18 protein-coding genes are annotated in these 18,586 nt (G+C 60.4%); 10 read left to right on the forward strand and 8 right to left on the reverse strand.

Annotated features, from left to right (window positions below):
* The first annotated feature begins 43 nt into the window (after nucleotides 1–43).
* Both pgaC and pgaD read left to right on the forward strand, forming a co-directional pair.
* Nucleotides 44–1,291: a poly-beta-1,6-N-acetyl-D-glucosamine synthase gene (pgaC, locus tag H2Z84_RS09645; protein ID WP_181835810.1), complete on the forward strand. Its 1,248-nt coding sequence runs from the start codon at nucleotides 44–46 to the stop codon at nucleotides 1,289–1,291.
* Nucleotides 1,288–1,833, forward strand: a complete 546-nt coding sequence (pgaD, locus tag H2Z84_RS09650) for a poly-beta-1,6-N-acetyl-D-glucosamine biosynthesis protein PgaD (protein ID WP_103526216.1) — start codon at nucleotides 1,288–1,290, stop codon at nucleotides 1,831–1,833. Before pgaC ends, pgaD begins: the two co-directional genes overlap by 4 nt.
* Here the strand turns inward: pgaD and H2Z84_RS09655 are convergent.
* Nucleotides 1,807–3,252, reverse strand: a complete 1,446-nt coding sequence (locus H2Z84_RS09655; RefSeq protein ID WP_103526217.1) for an aminotransferase-like domain-containing protein — start codon at nucleotides 3,250–3,252, stop codon at nucleotides 1,807–1,809. The genes pgaD and H2Z84_RS09655 overlap by 27 nt on opposite strands.
* Before the next feature lie 241 nt (nucleotides 3,253–3,493).
* On the opposite strand from H2Z84_RS09655, the gene H2Z84_RS09660 reads away from it, so the two are divergent.
* Nucleotides 3,494–4,126, forward strand: a complete 633-nt coding sequence (locus H2Z84_RS09660) for a LysE family translocator (protein ID WP_181835811.1) — start codon at nucleotides 3,494–3,496, stop codon at nucleotides 4,124–4,126.
* 106 nt (nucleotides 4,127–4,232) lie between these two features.
* On the forward strand, nucleotides 4,233–5,621 hold the full coding sequence (gltX, locus tag H2Z84_RS09665) for a glutamate--tRNA ligase (protein WP_181835904.1): 1,389 nt from the start codon (nucleotides 4,233–4,235) through the stop codon (nucleotides 5,619–5,621).
* 68 nt (nucleotides 5,622–5,689) lie between these two features.
* On the opposite strand, the gene H2Z84_RS09670 is transcribed toward gltX, so the two are convergent.
* The 3 genes from H2Z84_RS09670 to kynB form a co-directional block, all read right to left on the reverse strand.
* Entirely contained in the window at nucleotides 5,690–7,054 is a 1,365-nt protein-coding gene (locus tag H2Z84_RS09670; protein WP_181835812.1) for an amino acid permease, read from the reverse strand.
* 129 nt (nucleotides 7,055–7,183) lie between these two features.
* The gene (gene kynU, locus H2Z84_RS09675) at nucleotides 7,184–8,434 is read right to left on the reverse strand and encodes a kynureninase (protein ID WP_181835813.1); all 1,251 of its coding nucleotides are present in this window, start codon (nucleotides 8,432–8,434) and stop codon (nucleotides 7,184–7,186) included.
* Between the two features lie 28 nt (nucleotides 8,435–8,462).
* The gene (gene kynB, locus H2Z84_RS09680) at nucleotides 8,463–9,101 is read right to left on the reverse strand and encodes an arylformamidase (RefSeq protein ID WP_309545465.1); all 639 of its coding nucleotides are present in this window, start codon (nucleotides 9,099–9,101) and stop codon (nucleotides 8,463–8,465) included.
* A gap of 132 nt (nucleotides 9,102–9,233) precedes the next feature.
* Here kynB and H2Z84_RS09685 point away from each other — a divergent pair, with 132 nt between their 5' ends.
* The 4 genes from H2Z84_RS09685 to arfB all read left to right on the forward strand — a co-directional run bounded on the left by H2Z84_RS09685 (nucleotide 9,234) and on the right by arfB (nucleotide 12,239).
* Nucleotides 9,234–9,704 (forward strand): Lrp/AsnC family transcriptional regulator, encoded by a 471-nt coding sequence (locus tag H2Z84_RS09685; RefSeq protein WP_181835815.1) that lies wholly within the window; start codon nucleotides 9,234–9,236, stop codon nucleotides 9,702–9,704.
* Between the two features lie 165 nt (nucleotides 9,705–9,869).
* Entirely contained in the window at nucleotides 9,870–11,114 is a 1,245-nt protein-coding gene (locus H2Z84_RS09690) for a nitronate monooxygenase (protein ID WP_181835816.1), read from the forward strand.
* A 137-nt stretch (nucleotides 11,115–11,251) separates the two neighbouring features.
* Entirely contained in the window at nucleotides 11,252–11,857 is a 606-nt protein-coding gene (locus H2Z84_RS09695; protein ID WP_181835817.1) for a hydrolase, read from the forward strand.
* Nucleotides 11,832–12,239, forward strand: coding sequence for an alternative ribosome rescue aminoacyl-tRNA hydrolase ArfB (gene arfB / locus H2Z84_RS09700; protein WP_181835818.1), 408 nt, complete (start codon nucleotides 11,832–11,834; stop codon nucleotides 12,237–12,239). The genes H2Z84_RS09695 and arfB overlap by 26 nt, the downstream gene beginning before the upstream one ends.
* A gap of 20 nt (nucleotides 12,240–12,259) precedes the next feature.
* Here the strand turns inward: arfB and H2Z84_RS09705 are convergent, their stop codons facing one another.
* The gene (locus tag H2Z84_RS09705) at nucleotides 12,260–13,459 is read right to left on the reverse strand and encodes an EAL domain-containing response regulator (protein WP_181835819.1); all 1,200 of its coding nucleotides are present in this window, start codon (nucleotides 13,457–13,459) and stop codon (nucleotides 12,260–12,262) included.
* Between the two features lie 369 nt (nucleotides 13,460–13,828).
* A complete protein-coding gene (gene infA, locus H2Z84_RS09710) occupies nucleotides 13,829–14,092 on the reverse strand; it encodes a translation initiation factor IF-1 (protein WP_059286936.1) in 264 nt (87 codons plus the stop codon).
* Nucleotides 14,093–14,819: 727 nt separating this feature from the next.
* On the opposite strand from infA, the gene H2Z84_RS09715 reads away from it, so the two are divergent.
* Together H2Z84_RS09715 and H2Z84_RS09720 are read left to right on the forward strand one after the other, a co-directional pair.
* A complete protein-coding gene (locus H2Z84_RS09715; RefSeq protein WP_181835820.1) occupies nucleotides 14,820–16,343 on the forward strand; it encodes an amino acid permease in 1,524 nt (507 codons plus the stop codon).
* A gap of 186 nt (nucleotides 16,344–16,529) precedes the next feature.
* Nucleotides 16,530–17,234 carry a MarC family protein gene (locus H2Z84_RS09720; protein WP_181835821.1) on the forward strand — a complete coding sequence of 235 codons (705 nt, stop codon included), beginning with the start codon at nucleotides 16,530–16,532 and terminating at the stop codon, nucleotides 17,232–17,234.
* On the opposite strand, the gene H2Z84_RS09725 is transcribed toward H2Z84_RS09720, so the two are convergent.
* Complete coding sequence (locus H2Z84_RS09725; protein ID WP_181835822.1) at nucleotides 17,164–17,811, reverse strand: acyl carrier protein phosphodiesterase; 648 nt, start codon at nucleotides 17,809–17,811, stop codon at nucleotides 17,164–17,166. The two genes, H2Z84_RS09720 and H2Z84_RS09725, sit on opposite strands and share 71 nt — an antisense overlap.
* Nucleotides 17,808–18,398 carry a HutD/Ves family protein gene (locus H2Z84_RS09730; RefSeq protein ID WP_181835823.1) on the reverse strand — a complete coding sequence of 197 codons (591 nt, stop codon included), beginning with the start codon at nucleotides 18,396–18,398 and terminating at the stop codon, nucleotides 17,808–17,810. The genes H2Z84_RS09725 and H2Z84_RS09730 overlap by 4 nt, the downstream gene beginning before the upstream one ends.
* Nucleotides 18,399–18,586: the final 188 nt, after the last annotated feature.

Genomic DNA, 18,586 nt, shown 5'->3' on the forward strand with positions numbered 1-18,586 from the left:
CGATCATTGCCGCTGTCGCTGCACACATGCAAGGAGTCAGATCATGACCACCGCTCTGGCACTGCTATTGGGCTATGCTTTTTTCTACCCGCTGTTCATGGCGTATTTATGGATGGTGGGGGCAATCCATTACTACTTTCATTACGAACGCAAAGACCCGCCGCTGGATCAGCCGCCGCCGCTGGATTACCCGCCCATTACCGTGGTGGTGCCCTGTTACAACGAAGAAGACAATGTGCGCGAAACCCTGCACTACGCGCTGTCACTGGACTATCCGGAATACGAAGTGATTGCTGTCAACGATGGCAGCAAGGACGCCACGGCCTCCATCCTGAATGAACTGGCGGCGCTACATCCGCGGCTGCGCGTACTGCATCAGGCTAGCAACCAGGGCAAGGCGGTGGGGCTGAACACGGCGCTGACCATGGCCCGCTACGAATACCTGCTGTGCATTGATGGCGATGCGCTGCTCGATCCCTATTCGGCCAAATGGCTGATGCGCCACTTTCATGGTTCGCCACGGGTGGGGGCGGTGACCGGCAATCCGCGCATCCGCAACCGCACTACCTTGCTGGGGCGGCTGCAGGTGGGCGAGTTCACCGCCATCATCGGGCTGATCAAGCGCGCCCAGCGTACTTATGGCCGGCTGTTTACCGTGTCCGGGGTGATCAGCGCCTTTCGCAAGACGGCGGTGGTGCAGGCCGGCTACTGGAGCGACGACATGCTGACCGAAGACATCGACATCAGCTGGAAAATCCAGCTGCAGCACTGGGATGTACGCTTCGAGCCGCGCGCGCTGGTGTGGATACTGATGCCGGAAACCCTGCGCGGCCTGTGGAAGCAGCGGCTGCGCTGGGCCAAGGGTGGTACCCAGGCGCTGATGCGCAATGCCTGGATTGTCGGCCACTGGAAGCACCGCCGCATGTGGCCGGTGTATGCCGAGTATTTCCTCAGCGTGGTGTGGTCGTACGTCATGGCCTTCATCATCGTCAGCTGGCTGCTCAGCCTGTTGTTGCCGGGCATCGTGCCGGTGATGGAGTCGCCCTTTCTGCCCGGCTGGCATGGCGTGGTGCTGGGGGTGACCTGCATGCTGCAGTTTGCCACCAGCAAACTGATGGACAGCCAGTATGACGTCGATCTGGGCAAGAACTATTTCTGGATGATCTGGTATCCGCTGGCCTACTGGCTGCTGAATATCGGCACCACCGTGGTGGCTTTCCCGCAGGGCGTGCTGCGGCGCAAGGGCAAGCGTGCACGCTGGGTCAGTCCGGACCGGGGAGTACGCGCATGAAAAAACTGGCCGATGTGCTGATCATACGCGCTGCCCACAATATGAGCTGGCTGCAGCGGCTGGTGTCACGGCTGCTGACCGTGCTGTGGTGGCTGCTGTGGGTGTATCTGTGGCTGCCGGCCCTGGCCTTTGCCAGCTTGCTGATCTGGGGCGAACAGCTATTGCCGGTGACGGTGCGGATCGACCAGCTCCCCGGTCATCTGGCGGTGCTGGGACGCTATGCCTTGCTGGTCTGCCTGTTTGGTGGCGGTCTGGTGCTGTGGTCGCGCATCAACTACTGGCGCTTTTCCGGTGAGGAGCAGCGCGGCGCCATCGCCAATGTCACGCTGCAAGACATGGCGGCCGACCTGGGGCTGGAACCAGCGCTACTGCAGGCCGGCCAGGCCGGCAAGGTCGTGGTGGTACATCACAATCCGGAAGGCGGGATTCACCACCTGGACATCCTGCTGCCCTTGCCGGCCAGTGCGGCGACACCGCCAGAACCTGCCCTGACCATGTCGGCGAGCCTGCCCTTGTCAGTCGCCCAGCCCGGCAAGCGCTGAGTCGCCCATGCCCGAGGCCAGCTCGCCCACCCGCACCAGCGCCCGTTCGTAGGCTTCGTTCCAGGGGTAGCAGCAGGACAGGCGCAGGCAGTTGCGATAACGGCCGCGTGCCGAGTACATCACCCCCGGCACCACGGTAATGCGTTCGGCCAAGGCCGCATGAAACAGCTCCAGCGTGTCCACGCCAGAGGGCAGCTCCACCCATAGCAGGCAGCCGCCAGAGGGCAGGGTGGCGCGGGTGCCCTGCGGGAAGCGGCTGGCCACCGTGCCGCGCAGCCGCTCCATCTGGCTCATGAAATGGCGACGGATCAACCGCAGGTGGTGGTCGTAACCGCCGCTTTCCAGATACTCGGCCAGGGTTTCTTCCAGCAGGCGTGGTTGGCCCAGCGAGCTGGCGCACTTCAGCTGCAATACCTCGCGGGCAAAGCGCCCGGCGGCAATCCAGCCAATACGAAAGCCCGGTGCCAGCGTCTTGCTATAGCTGGAGCACAGCAGCACCCAGCCATCACGGTCGAAGGCTTTTACCGCGTCCGGCGTTTGCACGCCGTAGTGCAGATCGGCGTGCGGCGCGTCCTCGATCAAGGGCACGCGGTAGTCGTTGACCAGCTGCGCCAGCCGGCGCTTGGCCTCGGGCGGCATGGTGCTGCCCAGCGGATTGTGCACGGTGGGCATGGCCACGATGGCTTGCAGCCGTTTTTCCGACAGCAGCAGTTCCAGTGCATCCAGCGACAGCCCGCTATTGGGATGGGTGGGGATTTCGATCACCGACAGGCCCAGGCTTTTCAGCAGCGGCAGCAAATAAAAATAAGTAGGCGATTCCAGCCCCACCGTATCACCCGGCTTGCACACCGCGCGCAAGGCCAGTTGCAGCGCTTCGGAGCAGCCATTGGTGATGACGATGTCGTCCATGGCCAGCACGCAGCCCCAGCTGACCGCACGCTGGGCGATTTGCCGGCGTAGCCGTTCGGAGCCGGGCGGGAAGGGGTAGTCGGTGGTCAGCTCCGGCTGCTGGCGCAGCAGCCGGCCCATGATGTGCTTGAAGCGGGTGGTGGGGTAGAAGTCACTGCCGCGCGGGCTGGCCAATGACAGGTCGATGAAATCAGCAGCGGTCTGTACCCGCATCACGGTTTCGATATGGTCCACCACCTCGCCGGTGGGCGCGGCTTCGCTCTGGCGGCGCATGCGCGGCAGCGGCAGGCTGGCGGCAGCTTTTACATAGAAGCCGGATTGCGGCCTGGCCTCGATAAAACCACGGTCTTCCAGCGTGCGATACGTCAGCAGGATGGTGGAGGGGCTGACCTTGTGCATGGCGCAGGCCTTGCGTACCGAGGGCAGGCGTTCGCCAGCGCGTACCACACCGTTCTGGATCAGGGTGATCCACTCATTGACCAGCTGTTGATACAGCGGCTCCTGGCTCATTACACGTCTCCTGCAGGCTGTGGGATGGCCTGGCCGGCACAATTTGGCCCGGAACAGACCGGAACAGTTTTGTATGTTGCCAACTGTTATGGTCTCAATTGTATTTTTCTGAATCTGTTACTGTCCAGTCCCTTTGCGTACCATGTGCTCATCAAAAACCGATAGCGCTGCCGCCTTTGCCCGGCTGGCCACAAGCCGGTCGCTGCAGGTGCTTCCGCCTCAGCCCTACCCTGGAGTTGTCATGAATCTTGTTGCACTGGTCACCTATCTGCTGGTGATGTCCATCACCCCCGGCCCGAATAATCTGGTGCTGGCCTCGTCCGGGGTCAATTACGGCTTTGGCCGCACCCTGCCAGCCATGATGGGCATGGCGCTGGGGCTGGCGCTGCAGGTGGGGGTGTTGACGGTATTCCTGGGTAATCTGGTGGCCTTGATCAGCAGCGTGCAGCTGTATCTGGCCCTGGCTGGCTGCAGCTATCTGCTGTGGCTGTCTTGGGGGATGGCCCGCGCTGGCGCGGCCGGTGAGCAGGATGATCAAGGCCAGCCCATGGGTTTTGTCGGCGGCCTGCTGTTCAACTGGCTGAACCCCAAGGTGTGGCTGATGGGTTTCAATATTGCCGTGGTGTTCCTGCCGCAGCACATGCACCCCTTCACCGCCGGCCTGCTGTTCGCTGCCATTACCTTTGTGGTCGGCTTGCCCTGCATTGCGCTGTGGGCGGGCAGTGGCGTGGCCATCCGCCGCTGGCTGGCCTCGCCGCGCCGGCTGCGTGCCTTCAACTGCGGCATGGCCGCCATGCTGGCCGGTACGGCTTTCTGGCTGCTGGCGCAGATGCTGCCTGCCGACGTGCTGCCAGCCGTTGGCGGCCTGATTTGAGTCAGCAGAATCCTGCCGGAGCATGACGCATACCCAGCCCGCATTTGCGGGCTGTTTTGTTGGCGGCGTACAATAGCGCCTTTCTTCATCCGGCTGGACCCATCCCATCATGATCCGTACCCGCTTTGCCCCCAGCCCCACCGGCTATCTGCATATCGGTGGCGTGCGCACCGCTCTCTTTTCCTGGGCCTATGCCCGCAAGAACAATGGCGTTTTCGTGCTGCGCATCGAAGACACCGACCTTGAGCGCTCCACGCCGGAGTCGGTCAAGGCCATCATGGACGGCATGCACTGGGTTGGGCTGGATTATGACGAAGGTCCCTTCTACCAGACCCAGCGTTTCGACCGCTACAAGGAAGTGATCCAGCAATTGCTGGAATCCGGCCATGCCTATCGCTGCTACTGCAGCAAGGAAGAACTGGAAGCCATGCGCGCCGAGCAGGAAGCCAATGGTGAAAAGCCGCGTTACGACCGTCGCTGGCGCCCGGAAGAGGGCAAGACCCTGCCGGCCATTCCGGCCGACGTGCAGCCGGTGATCCGCTTCCGCACCCCGCTGGACGGCACCGTCGCCTGGGACGACGCGGTGAAGGGCCGTATCGAATTCTCCAATACCGAGCTGGACGACCTGATCATCGCCCGCCCGGATGGCAGCCCCACCTACAACTTCTGCGTAGTGGTGGACGACTGGGACATGCAGATCACCCACGTGATCCGTGGTGACGACCACGTCAACAATACCCCGCGCCAGATCAACATCCTCAAGGCGCTGAATGCACCGCTGCCGGTGTATGGCCATCTGCCGATGATCCTGAATGAGGACGGCCAGAAGATGTCCAAGCGCCGCGACGCAGTGAGCGTGGTGGACTACGCCGACAAGGGCATCCTGCCGGAAGCGCTGCTCAACTACCTGGCGCGTCTGGGCTGGGGTCATGGCGATGACGAATTCTTCAGCATGGAGCAGTTTGTCGAGTGGTTCAGCCTGGAAGCGGTCAGCGCCTCGGCCAGCCGTTTCAATCAGGAAAAATTCCTGTGGCTGAATGCCCAGCACATCAAGGCGGCGGACAACAGCCGTCTGGCTGCGCTGATTGCCCCGCGTCTGGCGGCTGCTGGTGTCGATACCAGCAGCGGCCCGGCCATCGAAGACGTGATCGCACTGGTAAAAGAACGTGTGCAAGACCTGAACGCGCTGGCAGTGGAAGTGGATTACTTCTACCAGAAGCGCGAAGCCGCCGCAGCCGACGTGGAAAAGCACCTGGCTGGCGATGCCGTGGCTCGCATGGGCCGCTTTGCCGACAAGCTGGCTGCGCTGGATAGCTGGACGGCAGAAAGCATCCATGAGCTGTTCAAGCCCTTCTGCGCCGAAGAAGGCATCAAGATGGGCCAACTGGGCATGCCGCTGCGCGTGCTGGTGTGCGGCACCACCCAGACCCCGTCGGTCGATGCGGTACTGGCGGTGATCGGCAAGGAAGAAGTACTGCGCCGCCTGCGCGCCTGAGCGGCTTCGCTGACGCTCAAGTCAAAAAAGCCACCCTGCGGGGTGGCTTTTTGCATGCTGGCGCTGGTTTATGGGCGTGGCGGCCGCACAAAGCGGTACAGCACAATCAGCAGCAACAGGAAGGGCAGGCCGAAGGCCAGTGTCAGGCGGAAGACATCGGTCAGCGCCGTGGTCAGCAAGATGGCCAGCATCAGCCCCAGGCCCAGCAGGGTGGAAACCGGAAAGCCGGGCAGGCGGAAAGCCAGCGGTTTGGCACCGTGGCGCTGGTGATGGCGGCGGAAATACCAGTGAGTGAGGAAGATCATCATCCAGGTAAACAGCGCGCCAAACATCGACAGCGACATCATCAGGGTGAAGGCCTGGCCGGGGAACAGCACAAACAGCAGGGTAGCCAGGGCAATACCGCTGGTGGACAGCAGCAGGGCATTGAGCGGAATACCGTTGTGATTGAGCTTGCCCAGGCTGGCGGGGGCATCGCCTGCGCGTGACAGGCTGAACATCATGCGGGTGGTGATGTAGAGTTGGCTGTTCATGGCCGACAGCGCCGCCACGATGACGACGAAATTGAGGATGCCTGCCGCATAGGGAATGCCCAGCACCTGCATCACGGTGACAAAGGGGCTGCTGCCCTTGCCCAGGCCATCCCAGGGCACGATGGCCAGAATCAGCGTCAGCGACAAGACGTAAAACACCAGCAGGCGCACGATGGTGGCGCGAAAGGCGTGGCGCACTGCCTGTTCCGGGTGTTCGGCTTCACCCGCTGCCACCGCGATCATCTCCACGCTCAGATAGCTGAAGATGGAGATCACCACCGCCACCCACATTCCCCACCAGCCATGCGGGAAAAAACCGCCATGGCTGGTGAAGTTCTGCGTGCCATAAGCCGGGTTGCCACTGCCCCACACCACGTAGCTACCCAGCAGGATGAAGCCGACGATGGCAAAGATCTTGATGGCGGAAAACCAGTATTCGACCGTGCCAAAGGCTTTGACGCTCATGGCATTGACACCGATCAGCACGCCGGAGAACAGCACGATCCAGATCCACGATGGTGCGTGGGGGAACCAGTACTGCATGTATTCGGCCACTGCCGTGACTTCGGTACCCACGGCCATGACGATGCAGGTCCAGTAACTGTAGCGCACCAGAAAACCGGCCAGCGGGCTGATGTAATGCTCGGCAAACGCACCAAACGAACCGGATGTGGCGTGGGCGATGGTCATTTCCGCCAGGCAGCCCATCAGCAGCAGGGTAATCAGCCCGCCGATGGCGTAGCTGAGCAAGACGCTGGGGCCGGCAAAGCCGATGGCAAACTTGCTGCCAAGAAACAGGCCGGTGCCAATGGCACCACCGATGGCGATCATGCTCATCTGCCGGCCGCTCAGCCGGCGTTGCAGTCCGCTTTCGCGCTGCTGGATGTGGTCAAAACTCATGTCTTCTCCTTACCTTCCTGATGGAGCAGTGCATTTCTCTTGGGCGTGGCTTGGCCTGGATGCGCTCGGCTCCGCTGATGGTGTGTTACCGGGTGAGAGCCGCCAGCCGGGCGGCTGGCGGGGTGTGGCTCAGGTCACGGCGTGACGCTGCTTGAAGCGCGGCTGGTCCCAGCTGGCGCTGTCCAGAATGTCGCGCAGGATTTCCACGGCATCCCAGATATCGGTATGGCTCAGATAGAGCGGGGTGATGCCAAAGCGCAGCACTTCCGGCTCGCGGTAGTCACCGATGACGCCACGGTCGATCAGTGCCTGCATCACCGCATAGCCCTCGGGGTGGCGGTAGCTGACATGGCTGCCACGGCGGACATGCTCACGCGGGGTGATCAGCGTCAGCGGGTGGTGGCCGCAGCGCTGTTCCACCAACTGGATGAACAGGTCGGTCAGCGCCAGCGATTTCTCGCGCAGTGCCGCCATGCTGGTTTGCAGCGTGGCGTCCAGCCCGCACTCCACCAGCGACATCGACAGGATGGGCTGGGTGCCACAGAGAAAACGGCGGATGCCCTGGGCCGGCTGGTAATCGACAGCCATGTCAAACGGGCGCGAGTGGCCCCACCAGCCGGACAAGGGTTGCCAGAAGCCATCCTGATGGCGGGCCGCTACCCAGATGAAAGCGGGGGAACCGGGGCCGCCATTGAGGTATTTGTAGGTGCAGCCGACCGCGAAGTCGGCCTGGGCGGCGTTCAGGTCTACCGGTACGGCCCCTGCTGCATGGGCCAGGTCCCAGATGGTGAGCACGCCATGCTGATGGGCCTGGGCGGTGACGGCGGCCATGTCATACATGGCGCCGGTACGGTAATTGACGTGTGACAGCAGCAAGACCGCCACGTCTTCGCCCAGTGCCTGTTCCAGCGACAGGGTGTCGTCGATCAGCCGCATTTCGTAGCCCTGCTGTAGCAGGTCGATCATGCCCTGGATCATGTACAGGTCGGTGGGGAAGTTGTCGCGCTCCGAGACAATTACCTTGCGCTGCGGGGCGGCTTGCTGCTGGATGCGGATGGCGGCGGCCAGTGCCTTGAAGATATTGAGCGAGGTGGTGTCGGTAATCACCACTTCATCGCTACCGGCACCGATCAGCCCGGCCAGCTTGTTGCCCAGCCGGCGCGGCAGTTCGAACCAGTCGGCGCTATTCCAGCTGCGGATCAGGCCCACCCCCCATTCCTGGCGCAATACTTCCAGGCTGCGTGCCTCGGCACTTCTGGGCAGTACGCCCAGCGAGTTGCCATCCAGGTAGAGCACGCCTGGCGGCAGGTCGAATTGCTGGCGCAGGGCAGCCAGTTGATCCTGGCGGTCGGCGGCCAGGCAGTGTTCACGAGTCAGCATCAGTCTCTCCTTTGTGGTGCTGTGTTTGTTATCGGGGCAGGGTGGTGCGCAGTACGGCGCGGACCGGACTGGCATCCAGGTTGATCAATTTCAGTGGCAGGGCGATCAGCTCGTAGTCGCCGGGTGGCGTCTCGTCCAGCCACAGGTTTTCCAGAATGGCCATACCGTGCTGGGCAACGGCGTGATGGGCGTCCAGCGTCTTGCTGTCTGCCCCATCCAGCGAGGCGGTATCCACGCCGATCAGCCGTACCCCTTGCTGGCCCAGCCAGTGGATGAGTGCCGGGTCCATGGTGCAGAAGTTGGCATCCCATTGCTGCGGAAACTGCCGGTAGCAGCGGATCAGCAGCCGTGGGGGCAGCGGGTCCGGCTGGCTTGCCAGTGCCTGCTGCAGCCGGGGCAGGGTGAGCAAGGGCGTTGCATCCAGGCAGTGCACCACGCGGCAGGGGCCAAGGTAGGCGTCCAGATCAACCCGGCCAATGGGCAGACCGTCCGCCTGGTAATGCAGCGGCGCATCGGCATGTGCGCCACTGTGCGGCGACAAGGTCAGCCTGGCGACATTGACCGGGCAGTGTGCATCCAGCTGCCAGGCCGGGCTTTCCTGTAGCGCGGTATCTCCCGGCCACACTGGCATGCCGGCATACAGCGGCGGGCTGATGTCATACAGCATGGTGCTCTCCATGGATTGGGCAATTCATGTTAGCACCGTGATTATTTTGAAAAATTGCAAGTTCAACTTGTGGTTTGGTGATATTTCGCAGAATATTCAACAAATTTCATTGTTGAAGAAAGGAAGTTGCAAATGCAGCTGGATGCCATTGATGTGCGTATTCTTTCTGCACTGCAGCACAACGGCCGGCTCAGCAATCAGGATCTGGCCGACCAGGTGGCCTTATCGCCTTCGGCCTGCCTGCGCCGGGTGCGCACACTGGAGGAGGGTGGGCTGATTCGTGGCTATCACGCCGAGCTGGACGCGGTGGCGCTGGGCTTCGAGCTGGAAGCCATCGTGCAGGTCACGCTGGATCGTAGCCGGGAAGACTGGCATGGCGAGTTCCTGCAGCAGATGGACGCATTCGAGGAGGTGACCGCAGCCTATGTGGTGACCGGCCCCTGCAATTACATTCTGCATGTACGTTGTCGCAGCTTGCCGGCGTTTTCCGATTTCATCGTCGAAAAGCTGAACAAGGTACCCGGCATGCGCGACTTCAGTTCCTTCATCGTGCTGAAAACCGTGAAGGACACCCGTGACCGGCTGCCCCTGGCCATGCGCTGAAACGGGAGCACCACGGTAACAAAGGCCTTGTATGCTTGAGTGGAGGCCGCTGGCACCCGCCGGCCCGCCTGACTTACCTTGGCTGCGAGCAAAAACTCTAAAAAAATGGATTTTGTGCAAAGGGATGGGGGATAATGCCGCCCAGCCAAACTGAGGTTCATCAAAATGAAGTGTGTTGACGATTTCCGCCTGCGTCTGGGCAAGCAAGAGCTGGTTCCCATCATGGTCGGTGGCATGGGTGTGGACATTTCCACCGTTGCCCTGTCGCTGGAAGCGGCCCGTCTGGGCGGCATCGGTCATATTTCCGATGCCATGGTGCCGACGGTTACCGACCGCCGCTTCAATACCAAGTTCGTCAAGGACAAGCTCAAGCAGTACAAATTCAACGTGGAGAACGCCGACAAGTCCGTGGTCAAGTTCGACCTGGATATTCTGGCTGAAGCCACCAAAATGCACGTTGGCTCCGCCATGGACGCCAAAAAGGGCGATGGGCTGATTTTCATCAACTGCATGGAAAAGCTCACCATGAATGCGCCCAAGGAAACCTTGCGCGTACGCATGCAAACCGCCATGGATGCCGGCATCGACGGCATCACCCTGGCTGCCGGCCTGCATCTGGGTTCGTTTGCCCTGATCGAAGACCACCCGCGTTTTCGTGATGTAAAGCTGGGCATCATTGTTTCGTCGCTGCGTGCCTTGCAGCTGTTCCTGAAAAAATCCGCCCGTACCGGCCGCCTGCCGGACTACGTGGTGGTGGAAGGCCCGCTGGCTGGCGGCCATCTGGGTTTCGGCATGGACTGGGCGCAGTATGATCTGGCCACCATCGTCGCCGAGATTCACGCCTGGATGCAGGCCGAACAGCTGGATATTCCGCTGATTCCGGCTGGTGGCATCTTCACCGGCAGCGATGCCGTGGGTTTCCTGGAAAACGGTGCCAGTGCCGTGCAGGTGGCCACCCGCTTTACCGTCACCAGCGAATGCGGTCTGCCGGAAAAAGTGCAGCAGGAATATTTCAAGGCAACGGAAGACGATATCGAAGTCAACCAGCTGTCGCCCACCGGCTACCCGATGCGCATGATCAAGTCCTGCCCGGCCATTGGCGACGGCATCCGTCCCAATTGCGAGGCTTACGGCTATCTGCTGGATGCCAATGGCAGCTGTGCCTACATCCAGGCCTATAACCGCGAAGTGGCGGCCCATCCGGGCGAGCGCCGCATCAAGGTGATGGACAAGACCTGTCTGTGCACCCACATGCGCAACTTTGATTGCTGGACTTGTGGTCAGTACACCTATCGCCTGAAGGACACGACCCGTCGCAATGAGGACGGCAGCTACCAGATCCTCAGCGCCGAGCACGTGTTCAAGGATTACCAGTTCAGCAAGGATGGCAAGGTCGCCCTGCCGGATTGATGTCGCACACCGACCCGGTCTGGCTGGACCGGTAGTGGAACATGGCGAAACGCTACGGCGTTTCGCCATTTTTCTTGTTGCTGTGGCGCTGGCAGTAGTATTGTCGGAGCCTGTCTTGTCACTGTTTGAGGACTGCCATGCCGGACCGTTTTGATCCCGCCACCACCGCCCTGATCCTGGTCGATCTGCAGCAGGGCATTCTCGGTTTTGCCAAACAACCCTATGACACCGAACAGGTGCTGGAACGCTCGGCGGCCCTGGCGCGGGCGTTTCGCGCAGCTGGTGCTCCGGTGGTGCTGGTGCGGGTGGGTTGGTCGGCCGATGGTGGGGATGCATTGAAGCTGCCGACCGATCTGCAGCCGCCAGCCACGCCAGTGCCGGATAACTGGCTGCAACAGCCGGCAGAACTGGAGGTGGCTGCCAGTGATATCCAGATCATCAAGCGGCAGTGGAATGCCTTTTATGGCACGGAGCTGGATTTGCAGCTACGCCGCCGTGGTGTGCGCACCGTGGTGCTGGCGGGTATCTCCACCCATATCGGGGTGGACTCGACCGCCCGTGCCGCCTGGGAGCGTGGCTATGCGGTGGTGCTGGCGGAGGATGCCATGAGCTGCCCGCTGCTGGAGTGCCACCAGTTCTCGGTCAAGCATATTTTCCCGCGCCTTGGTCGGGTGCGCAGTACGGCCCAGGTGTTGCAGGCCCTGGAAGCAGGGAAGGATGGCAGTGAGTCGTTATCCGCTTGATCCGAAGCAGATTGAACTGACGGCCATCCGGGCGCAGGGTGCTGGTGGCCAGAACGTCAACAAGGTGTCTTCTGCCATTCACCTGCGTTTTGACGTGACGGCCTCCAGCCTGCCCGATCACATCAAGCAGCGTCTGCTGGCAATGTCTGATGCCCGCGTGAGCAAGGATGGGGTCATCATCATCAAGGCGCAGCAGCACCGCACGCAGGAGCTGAACCGTGCCGATGCGCTGGCGCGGCTGCAGGCCATGGTGGATGCGGCAGCGCACGTGCCCAAGGCCAGGCATGCCACCCGGCCTACCTATGGCTCGAAACAGCGCAGGCTGGAGGGCAAGTCGCGGCGCAGCGGCATCAAGGCCTTGCGCGGCAAGATTGCGGACTGATGGCGGGGCAGGGGTGGTGCTCAGGCACGCCGGCTGAGCTGACAGCTGGGGAAGATGTGCTTGCCCAGTTCTTCTGCCGGCACGGGGCGGCATAGCAGAAAGCCTTGCAGCTCGATGTCCGGGTGCTGCGCGCACAGATAGTCCAGGTCTTCGGTATTGTCGATTCCCTCTGCCACCATGCGCAGGCCCAGTTCACGGGCAATATTGGCCATGCCGGAAATGATGCTCTGGCTGCGGGCATCTCGGTGGATGTCCTTGATCAGGATGCGGTCGAACTTCAGCTCGGTTAGCGGCAGGTTCTTGATGTGTTCCAGCGTGGTGTGGCCGGTGCCAAAATCATCCAGCGACAATTCGAAACCACGCATGCGCAGCCGTAGCAGGGTCGCCAGGGTATGGCCGAAGTTGGTGAAGGCCATGGTCTCAGTGATTTCCAGCACGATGCGGTCAAAAGCCAGCCCGCGCGATGCCACCTGCTCAACCAGCCAATCCAGAAACTCGCGGTCATCCAGCAGGCGGCGCGACAGATTGATCGACAGCCGCAGCTGCTGCATGTTTGGCTCACGGATCAGCATGTCCAGGCTGGTTTGCACGATGCGGTTGGTCAGCAGCGAGATAAAGCCTTCGTGTTCCAGCATGCCGATGAATTGGTTGGGCCCCAGTATGCCTTGCTGCGGGTGACGCCAGCGTGCCAGGGCCTCGATCTGCACGGCACGGCCCTGGCGCAAATCGTAAATGGGCTGATAGAAGGCGCAGAACTGGTTGTGTGCCAGCCCGGTAATGATGTCGATCAGCGGCAGGCTGCTCTTGCTGTCGCTGATGTCTTGCTGCACATCGAGCAGGCGGGTGATCTCCGTCAGAAACAGATCATCATCAATCGGTTTGGCCAAATGGCCGATGCCGGTAAAGCCCAGCTCCTGAGCGGCACGCACGCTGTTGGACAGTAGTTCTGGCGAGTGGCCGCTGATCAGCAGCAATGACGGAATGTGTGGCTGGCGTGACAGCTGCTCCACCAGTTCGATGCCATCCATGCCCGGCATGTTCAGGTCGGTGATGACCAAGTCCAGTTTGGGAATCTTGCGACTGAGCTGGAAGGCCCAGCTACCGTCGGCAGCTTCGTGTACCACGGTATTGGGTATTTGCAGGCAGAGCGCCTTGAGCAGGCTGCGCTGACTGCTGCTGTCTTCGGCGAGCAGAATCTGTCTTGGAATCTGGCTGGTCATGGCTGACGCACTGTTTAGAAGGGTATTTCTCAATCTAAGCAGGTGTCATGCATTCTTGCCAGTGGAAAAATCGATAAATCGTTTATTTGTAAACCGGTGTTGGGAATTTAACCGGATTTAACTTAAACGGATTGCGATTCGCCGACAGAATATCTTGATATGAAGGTGAGGTGGCTGAAGGCCGGGACAGAGGTCCGGCGGCCGGGCAGCCGTCAAGCGGTCACCTGCCGCAAAGCGATGGACCGTATGGTCATCACTTCCGGGGCAGTGTGCTGCGATATGATGCCGGGCAGAATAGCCGGCGGGCAAGGCAGGAACTGACTACGCGACCCACAGGTGGGCTGAGTGGCCGCGAGGGAACTCAGCTTATCAACGACGCTTGAAGTGGTGCGGTGCGCCGCCGCCAACCGGTGCGGTCGGATGACGGAAGTTGATGCGACCTTTGGTCAGGTCGTAGGGAGACATTTCCACGGTAACGCGGTCGCCAACCAGGACGCGGATGCGGTGCATCTTCATCTTGCCCGAGCCATAGGCCAGGATTTCTACGTTGTTGTCCAGACGCACGCGGAAGCGCGATTCCGGCAGCATTTCAATAACAACGCCTTGCAGCTCGATCATGTCTTCTTTGGACATTAACGATTCCTTTCAGTGTAACGGGTGGGCCAATAGCCCATGCGGCAGTCCCTCACGGAGCGCCGCACGATCTGTGATAACAGATTGCTTCTATCGATAACCAAGCAGGTAAGACAGGTAGCACACAGTAAAAATGTGCCGTTACCAAGGCAAGGCAGACGGATTGAACCCCGTGCTGGGGAACGGTCCGGAAGGAGGCAGGGCGCATTATACGGCTAAATGGCTGATTTGTCAGTAGAAATGTAGGCGGGATTGGCTTGGTGCCTTGCCATGCTGTTGCAATGGCTAAAAACACTTATGCATCCGCAGCTTAGCGCGGTTGCTATCTGTTGCAAGACACGCAGTCCGGCATGCTATTTGGCACTCATCGCCGTGCAAGGTTGGTGGGTGATGGCTTGTGTGTGGACCATGCCGCGGTATAGCAGAGCCAGCGGCAAGCTGGGTGCGGGCGTGGTGTTGCTACCGCGTGCCACCGCCTGAGGCATGTATGCGATCTGGGCTGGATGCCCTTGTCTACTGCACTGGCGTGGGGTGGTGAGTGACAATTACTTGATTTTTGTCATTAAAAGAAAATTCATTATTCATATTCTTACAATTCAATACAAAAATGAGCTGGATTATTCTGTTATCTACTGACATCCTGTACGGTTTTGATCATTACCCTTTGCTGATATTTTGCCTCAGACATCGGGAGCACAAGTTGGAAACTCTGCAGTAGGGACAGACTATGGAAAATAATCGAGAGGGCGAAGGACTTCGGCGCAGCCTGCAGGCGCGCCACCTGTCCATGATCGCCATTGGCGGCTCCATCGGCACCGGGCTGTTTCTGGCCTCGGGGGCCACGGTAGCCACTTCCGGCCCTGGCGGCGCCTTGCTGTCATATGCTCTGATCGGGCTGATGGTGTATTTCCTGATGACCAGCCTGGGCGAGATGGCGGCTTTCATGCCGGTTTCCGGCTCTTTCCAGGTGTATGGTTCGCGTTTTGTTGATCACTCCTTTGGTTTCGCCCAGGGTTGGAACTATTGGTATAACTGGGCAGTAACCATTGCAGTGGAACTGGCCGCCGCATCCATTGTGATGCACTACTGGTTGCCGCACGTGCCGGGAGTGGTGTGGAGTGCGCTGTTCCTGGCCATCATCTTTGCCCTCAATTATTTCTCGGTGAAGGGCTTTGGTGAGGCGGAGTTCTGGTGCTCCATGCTCAAGGTGGTCACCATCATTGCCTTCATCATCGTGGGTTTCATGATGATCTGGGGCATCATGTTCCATCCGGATAACAGCCGTTATGCGCCGGGGCTGAATGTGTTTGTGCACGGCGATGGGCCCTTTGTCGGTGGCATGGCGGCCTTTGTCAGCGTGTCGATGATTGTCGGTTTCTCTTTCCAGGGAACCGAGCTGATCGGCGTGGCGGCGGGGGAGTCCAGCCATCCGGCCAAGACCATTCCGCGTGCGGTGAAGCAGATTTTCTGGCGCATCCTGATGTTTTACATGCTGTCCATTCTGATCATCGGCTTCATCCTGCCGTATAACGATCCCATGCTGTTGAAGAACGACGTGCAGGACGTGGGTGCCAGCCCCTTCACGCTGGTATTCAGCCGTGCCGGTCTGGCCTTGTCGGCCAGTCTGATGAACGCGGTCATCCTGTCGGCTATTCTGTCGGCCGGCAATTCCGGCATGTATGCCTCTACCCGCATGCTGTATGTGATGGCCAAGAACAAGATGGCACCGGCCTGGTTCGGCCAGCTGTCGAGCAGCGGCGTGCCGCGCAATGCCTTGTATGCCACCACGGTGATTGCCGGGTTGTGCTTTCTGACTTCGCTGTTTGAGAGCAACGCGGTCTATCTGTGGCTGCTGAACTCTTCCGGCATGACCGGTTTCATTGCCTGGTTGGGCATTGCCATCTGTCATTACCGCTTCCGCCGCGCCTATGTAAAGCAGGGTTATGATCTGGCCGATCTGCCTTACAAGGCGCGCTGGTTTCCGCTGGGGCCGCTGTTTGCCTTTGCACTGTGCATGCTGATCATGCTGGGGCAGAACTATGCAGCCTTCACCAGTGCCAAGGTGGACTGGAACGGCATTATCGCCACTTATATCGGCATTCCGCTGTTCCTGTTGCTGTGGCTGGGCTACAAATGGAAGCATGGCAGCAAGCTGATCCCGCTGGACAAGATCGCACTGGCCGAGGCGCATGCCCAACTCAAGCGCGACGAGCTGGCTGATGGTCAACTGGCGCAGCAAACTACCGGCTGATCGCTGGTCTTGCATGCCCTGCAACGGCCCGGTTTGACCGGGCCGTTGTCGTGTGTGCCGATGCTGTAGCCGCCTGCTGTCCCGCAATGGTGTGTCTGCGCCGGCGGCAAGCTACAATCGCCGCATTCGGCCGACACTGGCAGACCCCACCACCGCATTGAGGGTGCATACCCGGAGAACAATAATATGGCCTTGATGTCACTGTTTTTCAGCAAGTATTTGTTTGTGCTGGCAGCCTTGCTGCCCATCATCAATCCCCCCGGACTGGTGCCCATCTTCATTTCCATGACAGCACGCAACAGCAAGCAGCAGCGGGCTTTCCTGGCGCGCCGTATTGCCATGTACTGTTTCTTGCTGCTGCTGGGCAGCATGTATGTCGGCAGTTTTGTGCTGGAGTTTTTCGGTGTGTCGTTGCCGGTGGTGCAACTGTCTGGCGGCCTGCTCATTTCGCTGGCAGCCTGGCGCATGCTGAATGACAGCCCGGCCGAGAGTACCCAACCTTCCAGTGAGCCGGTGCGGCAGGAAAACCGCGACGAGCTCAAGCAGCGGGCTTTTTACCCGCTGACCTTTCCGCTGACGGTGGGGCCGGGTTCGATTTCGGTCTCGATTACCGTGGGTGCATCGCTGACAGTAACCGGCAAGCCGATGATCAAGTACATGCTGGTGCCCATGGCCAGTCTGGCGGCTGTGCTGTCGCTGTCTGTACTCGTGTATATGTGCTACCGCCATGCCGACAAGCTGCTGGGCTATCTGGGTCAGACGGGCTCGGTGGTGTTCCTGCGGCTTTCAGCCTTCATCCTGATGTGTCTGGGGGTGCAGATCATGTGGGAAGGGGTGGAGCAGCTGTTTGTCGAGCTGATTCAGAGTAATGCCAATCTGCTGCATCGCTAGCCTGCATGTCGCGTAGCGCCTGCTGCAACTGCGGGTAGAAGGCGAGAAAGTCCTGCTCCAGTGCCGCATGGTGCAGCAGCAGATCCTCGATACCGGCGGCAACCGGATTGGCGCGCTGAATGCGATGGCGGGAAAAACCACATAGCACCGCCGCGATGCCGTCCACCTCAGCGTAGGACAGTAGCCAGTCTTCTGACTGCATGCGCGGCAGGATGTCGAGTAGACGCGGTGGCAGCCATTGGCGGTGCTGCTGCAGTTCGGCATAGCTGCGGTGGGTAAACGTGGCCAGTGGCATGGCAGAAAATTGATCCCAGTGCCGCGCCAGAAAATGATCGTAAAAAATATCCACCAGGATGCCGGCATAGCGGCGGCGTTGTGGGGCGATGCGCAGCTTGCTCTGCAATACCAGCGGGTGCTGGTCGGTATGGCTGTCGATCCAGCGATGCAGGGCCATGCCTTGTTGCAGAGCCTGCGGCAGGTGGCCGGCGTGGGCTGGCTTGATGAAATCCCCCAGCAGATTGCCGACACGGGCAGTGGCGTCATCTGGCGCCAGATGCAGGTGTGCCAGGTAATTCATGTGGCAGACAGTCGGTTCAGCCTTACCACGATTACCCGTGCCGCCGCGCTGCTACGCAGTGTCAGGCCGATGGCCAGCTGTTGCAGCAGCGCGTCCTGTGGCAGCAGGCGACAGCTGCGGCCATCTTCACGGCTGATTTCCAGCTCGGCGCCGGCAGCCAGCAATACCAGCAAGATTTCATCATCACTTTGCAGCTGGCGTTCGCCGTCCAGGGTGAAGTCCTCTACTTGCTGCAGATAGCGGCCGCGCCGGGTCATGACATTGAAATCGGTGACCGGGCCTTCTGTCAGCCGACTGCTGATGTTTTCCTCGCCAGTAAAAGCCAGTGGCAGGCTGAAGGTATCCAGCCGTACTTCGCTACCGTCCTCGCGTTGCAGTAGCAAGGCCGCTCCCTGTAGCAGCAATAGCTGGCGATCGATGCCGGGAAAGTGGGAGAAGTCGCCGTCACTGGCTACGCTGGCGATGCTGATGCGGTAGTCGAAGTTGTCCAGTGTGGAGCCGGGCGGTGAAATCACTACCTGGCGGGTCATGCCGCCGCCATTTTTCCAGGGGGTGGCAGGATAGTCGTGGGCGGACAGAATCTGCATGGCAAGCTCTGGCAGGGTGTAAAAAAGCGATTATCTACCGATGGCTGTCGGAGCGCACCTTTGCTGCAGTTTCAGGCCAGCAAGCCCTTGTTCTGCGGCGAGTTTGTAGTGCTGGCACTACAAGTTAGGGCGCTTGATCTGCCGCAATATGCCATTCCACTGTCGTGCCAAGATGATGACAAAGCTTG

The sequence above is a fragment of the Aquitalea aquatica genome (genome assembly GCF_013911085.1).
Taxonomy (GTDB): Bacteria; Pseudomonadota; Gammaproteobacteria; order Burkholderiales; family Chromobacteriaceae; genus Aquitalea; species Aquitalea aquatica.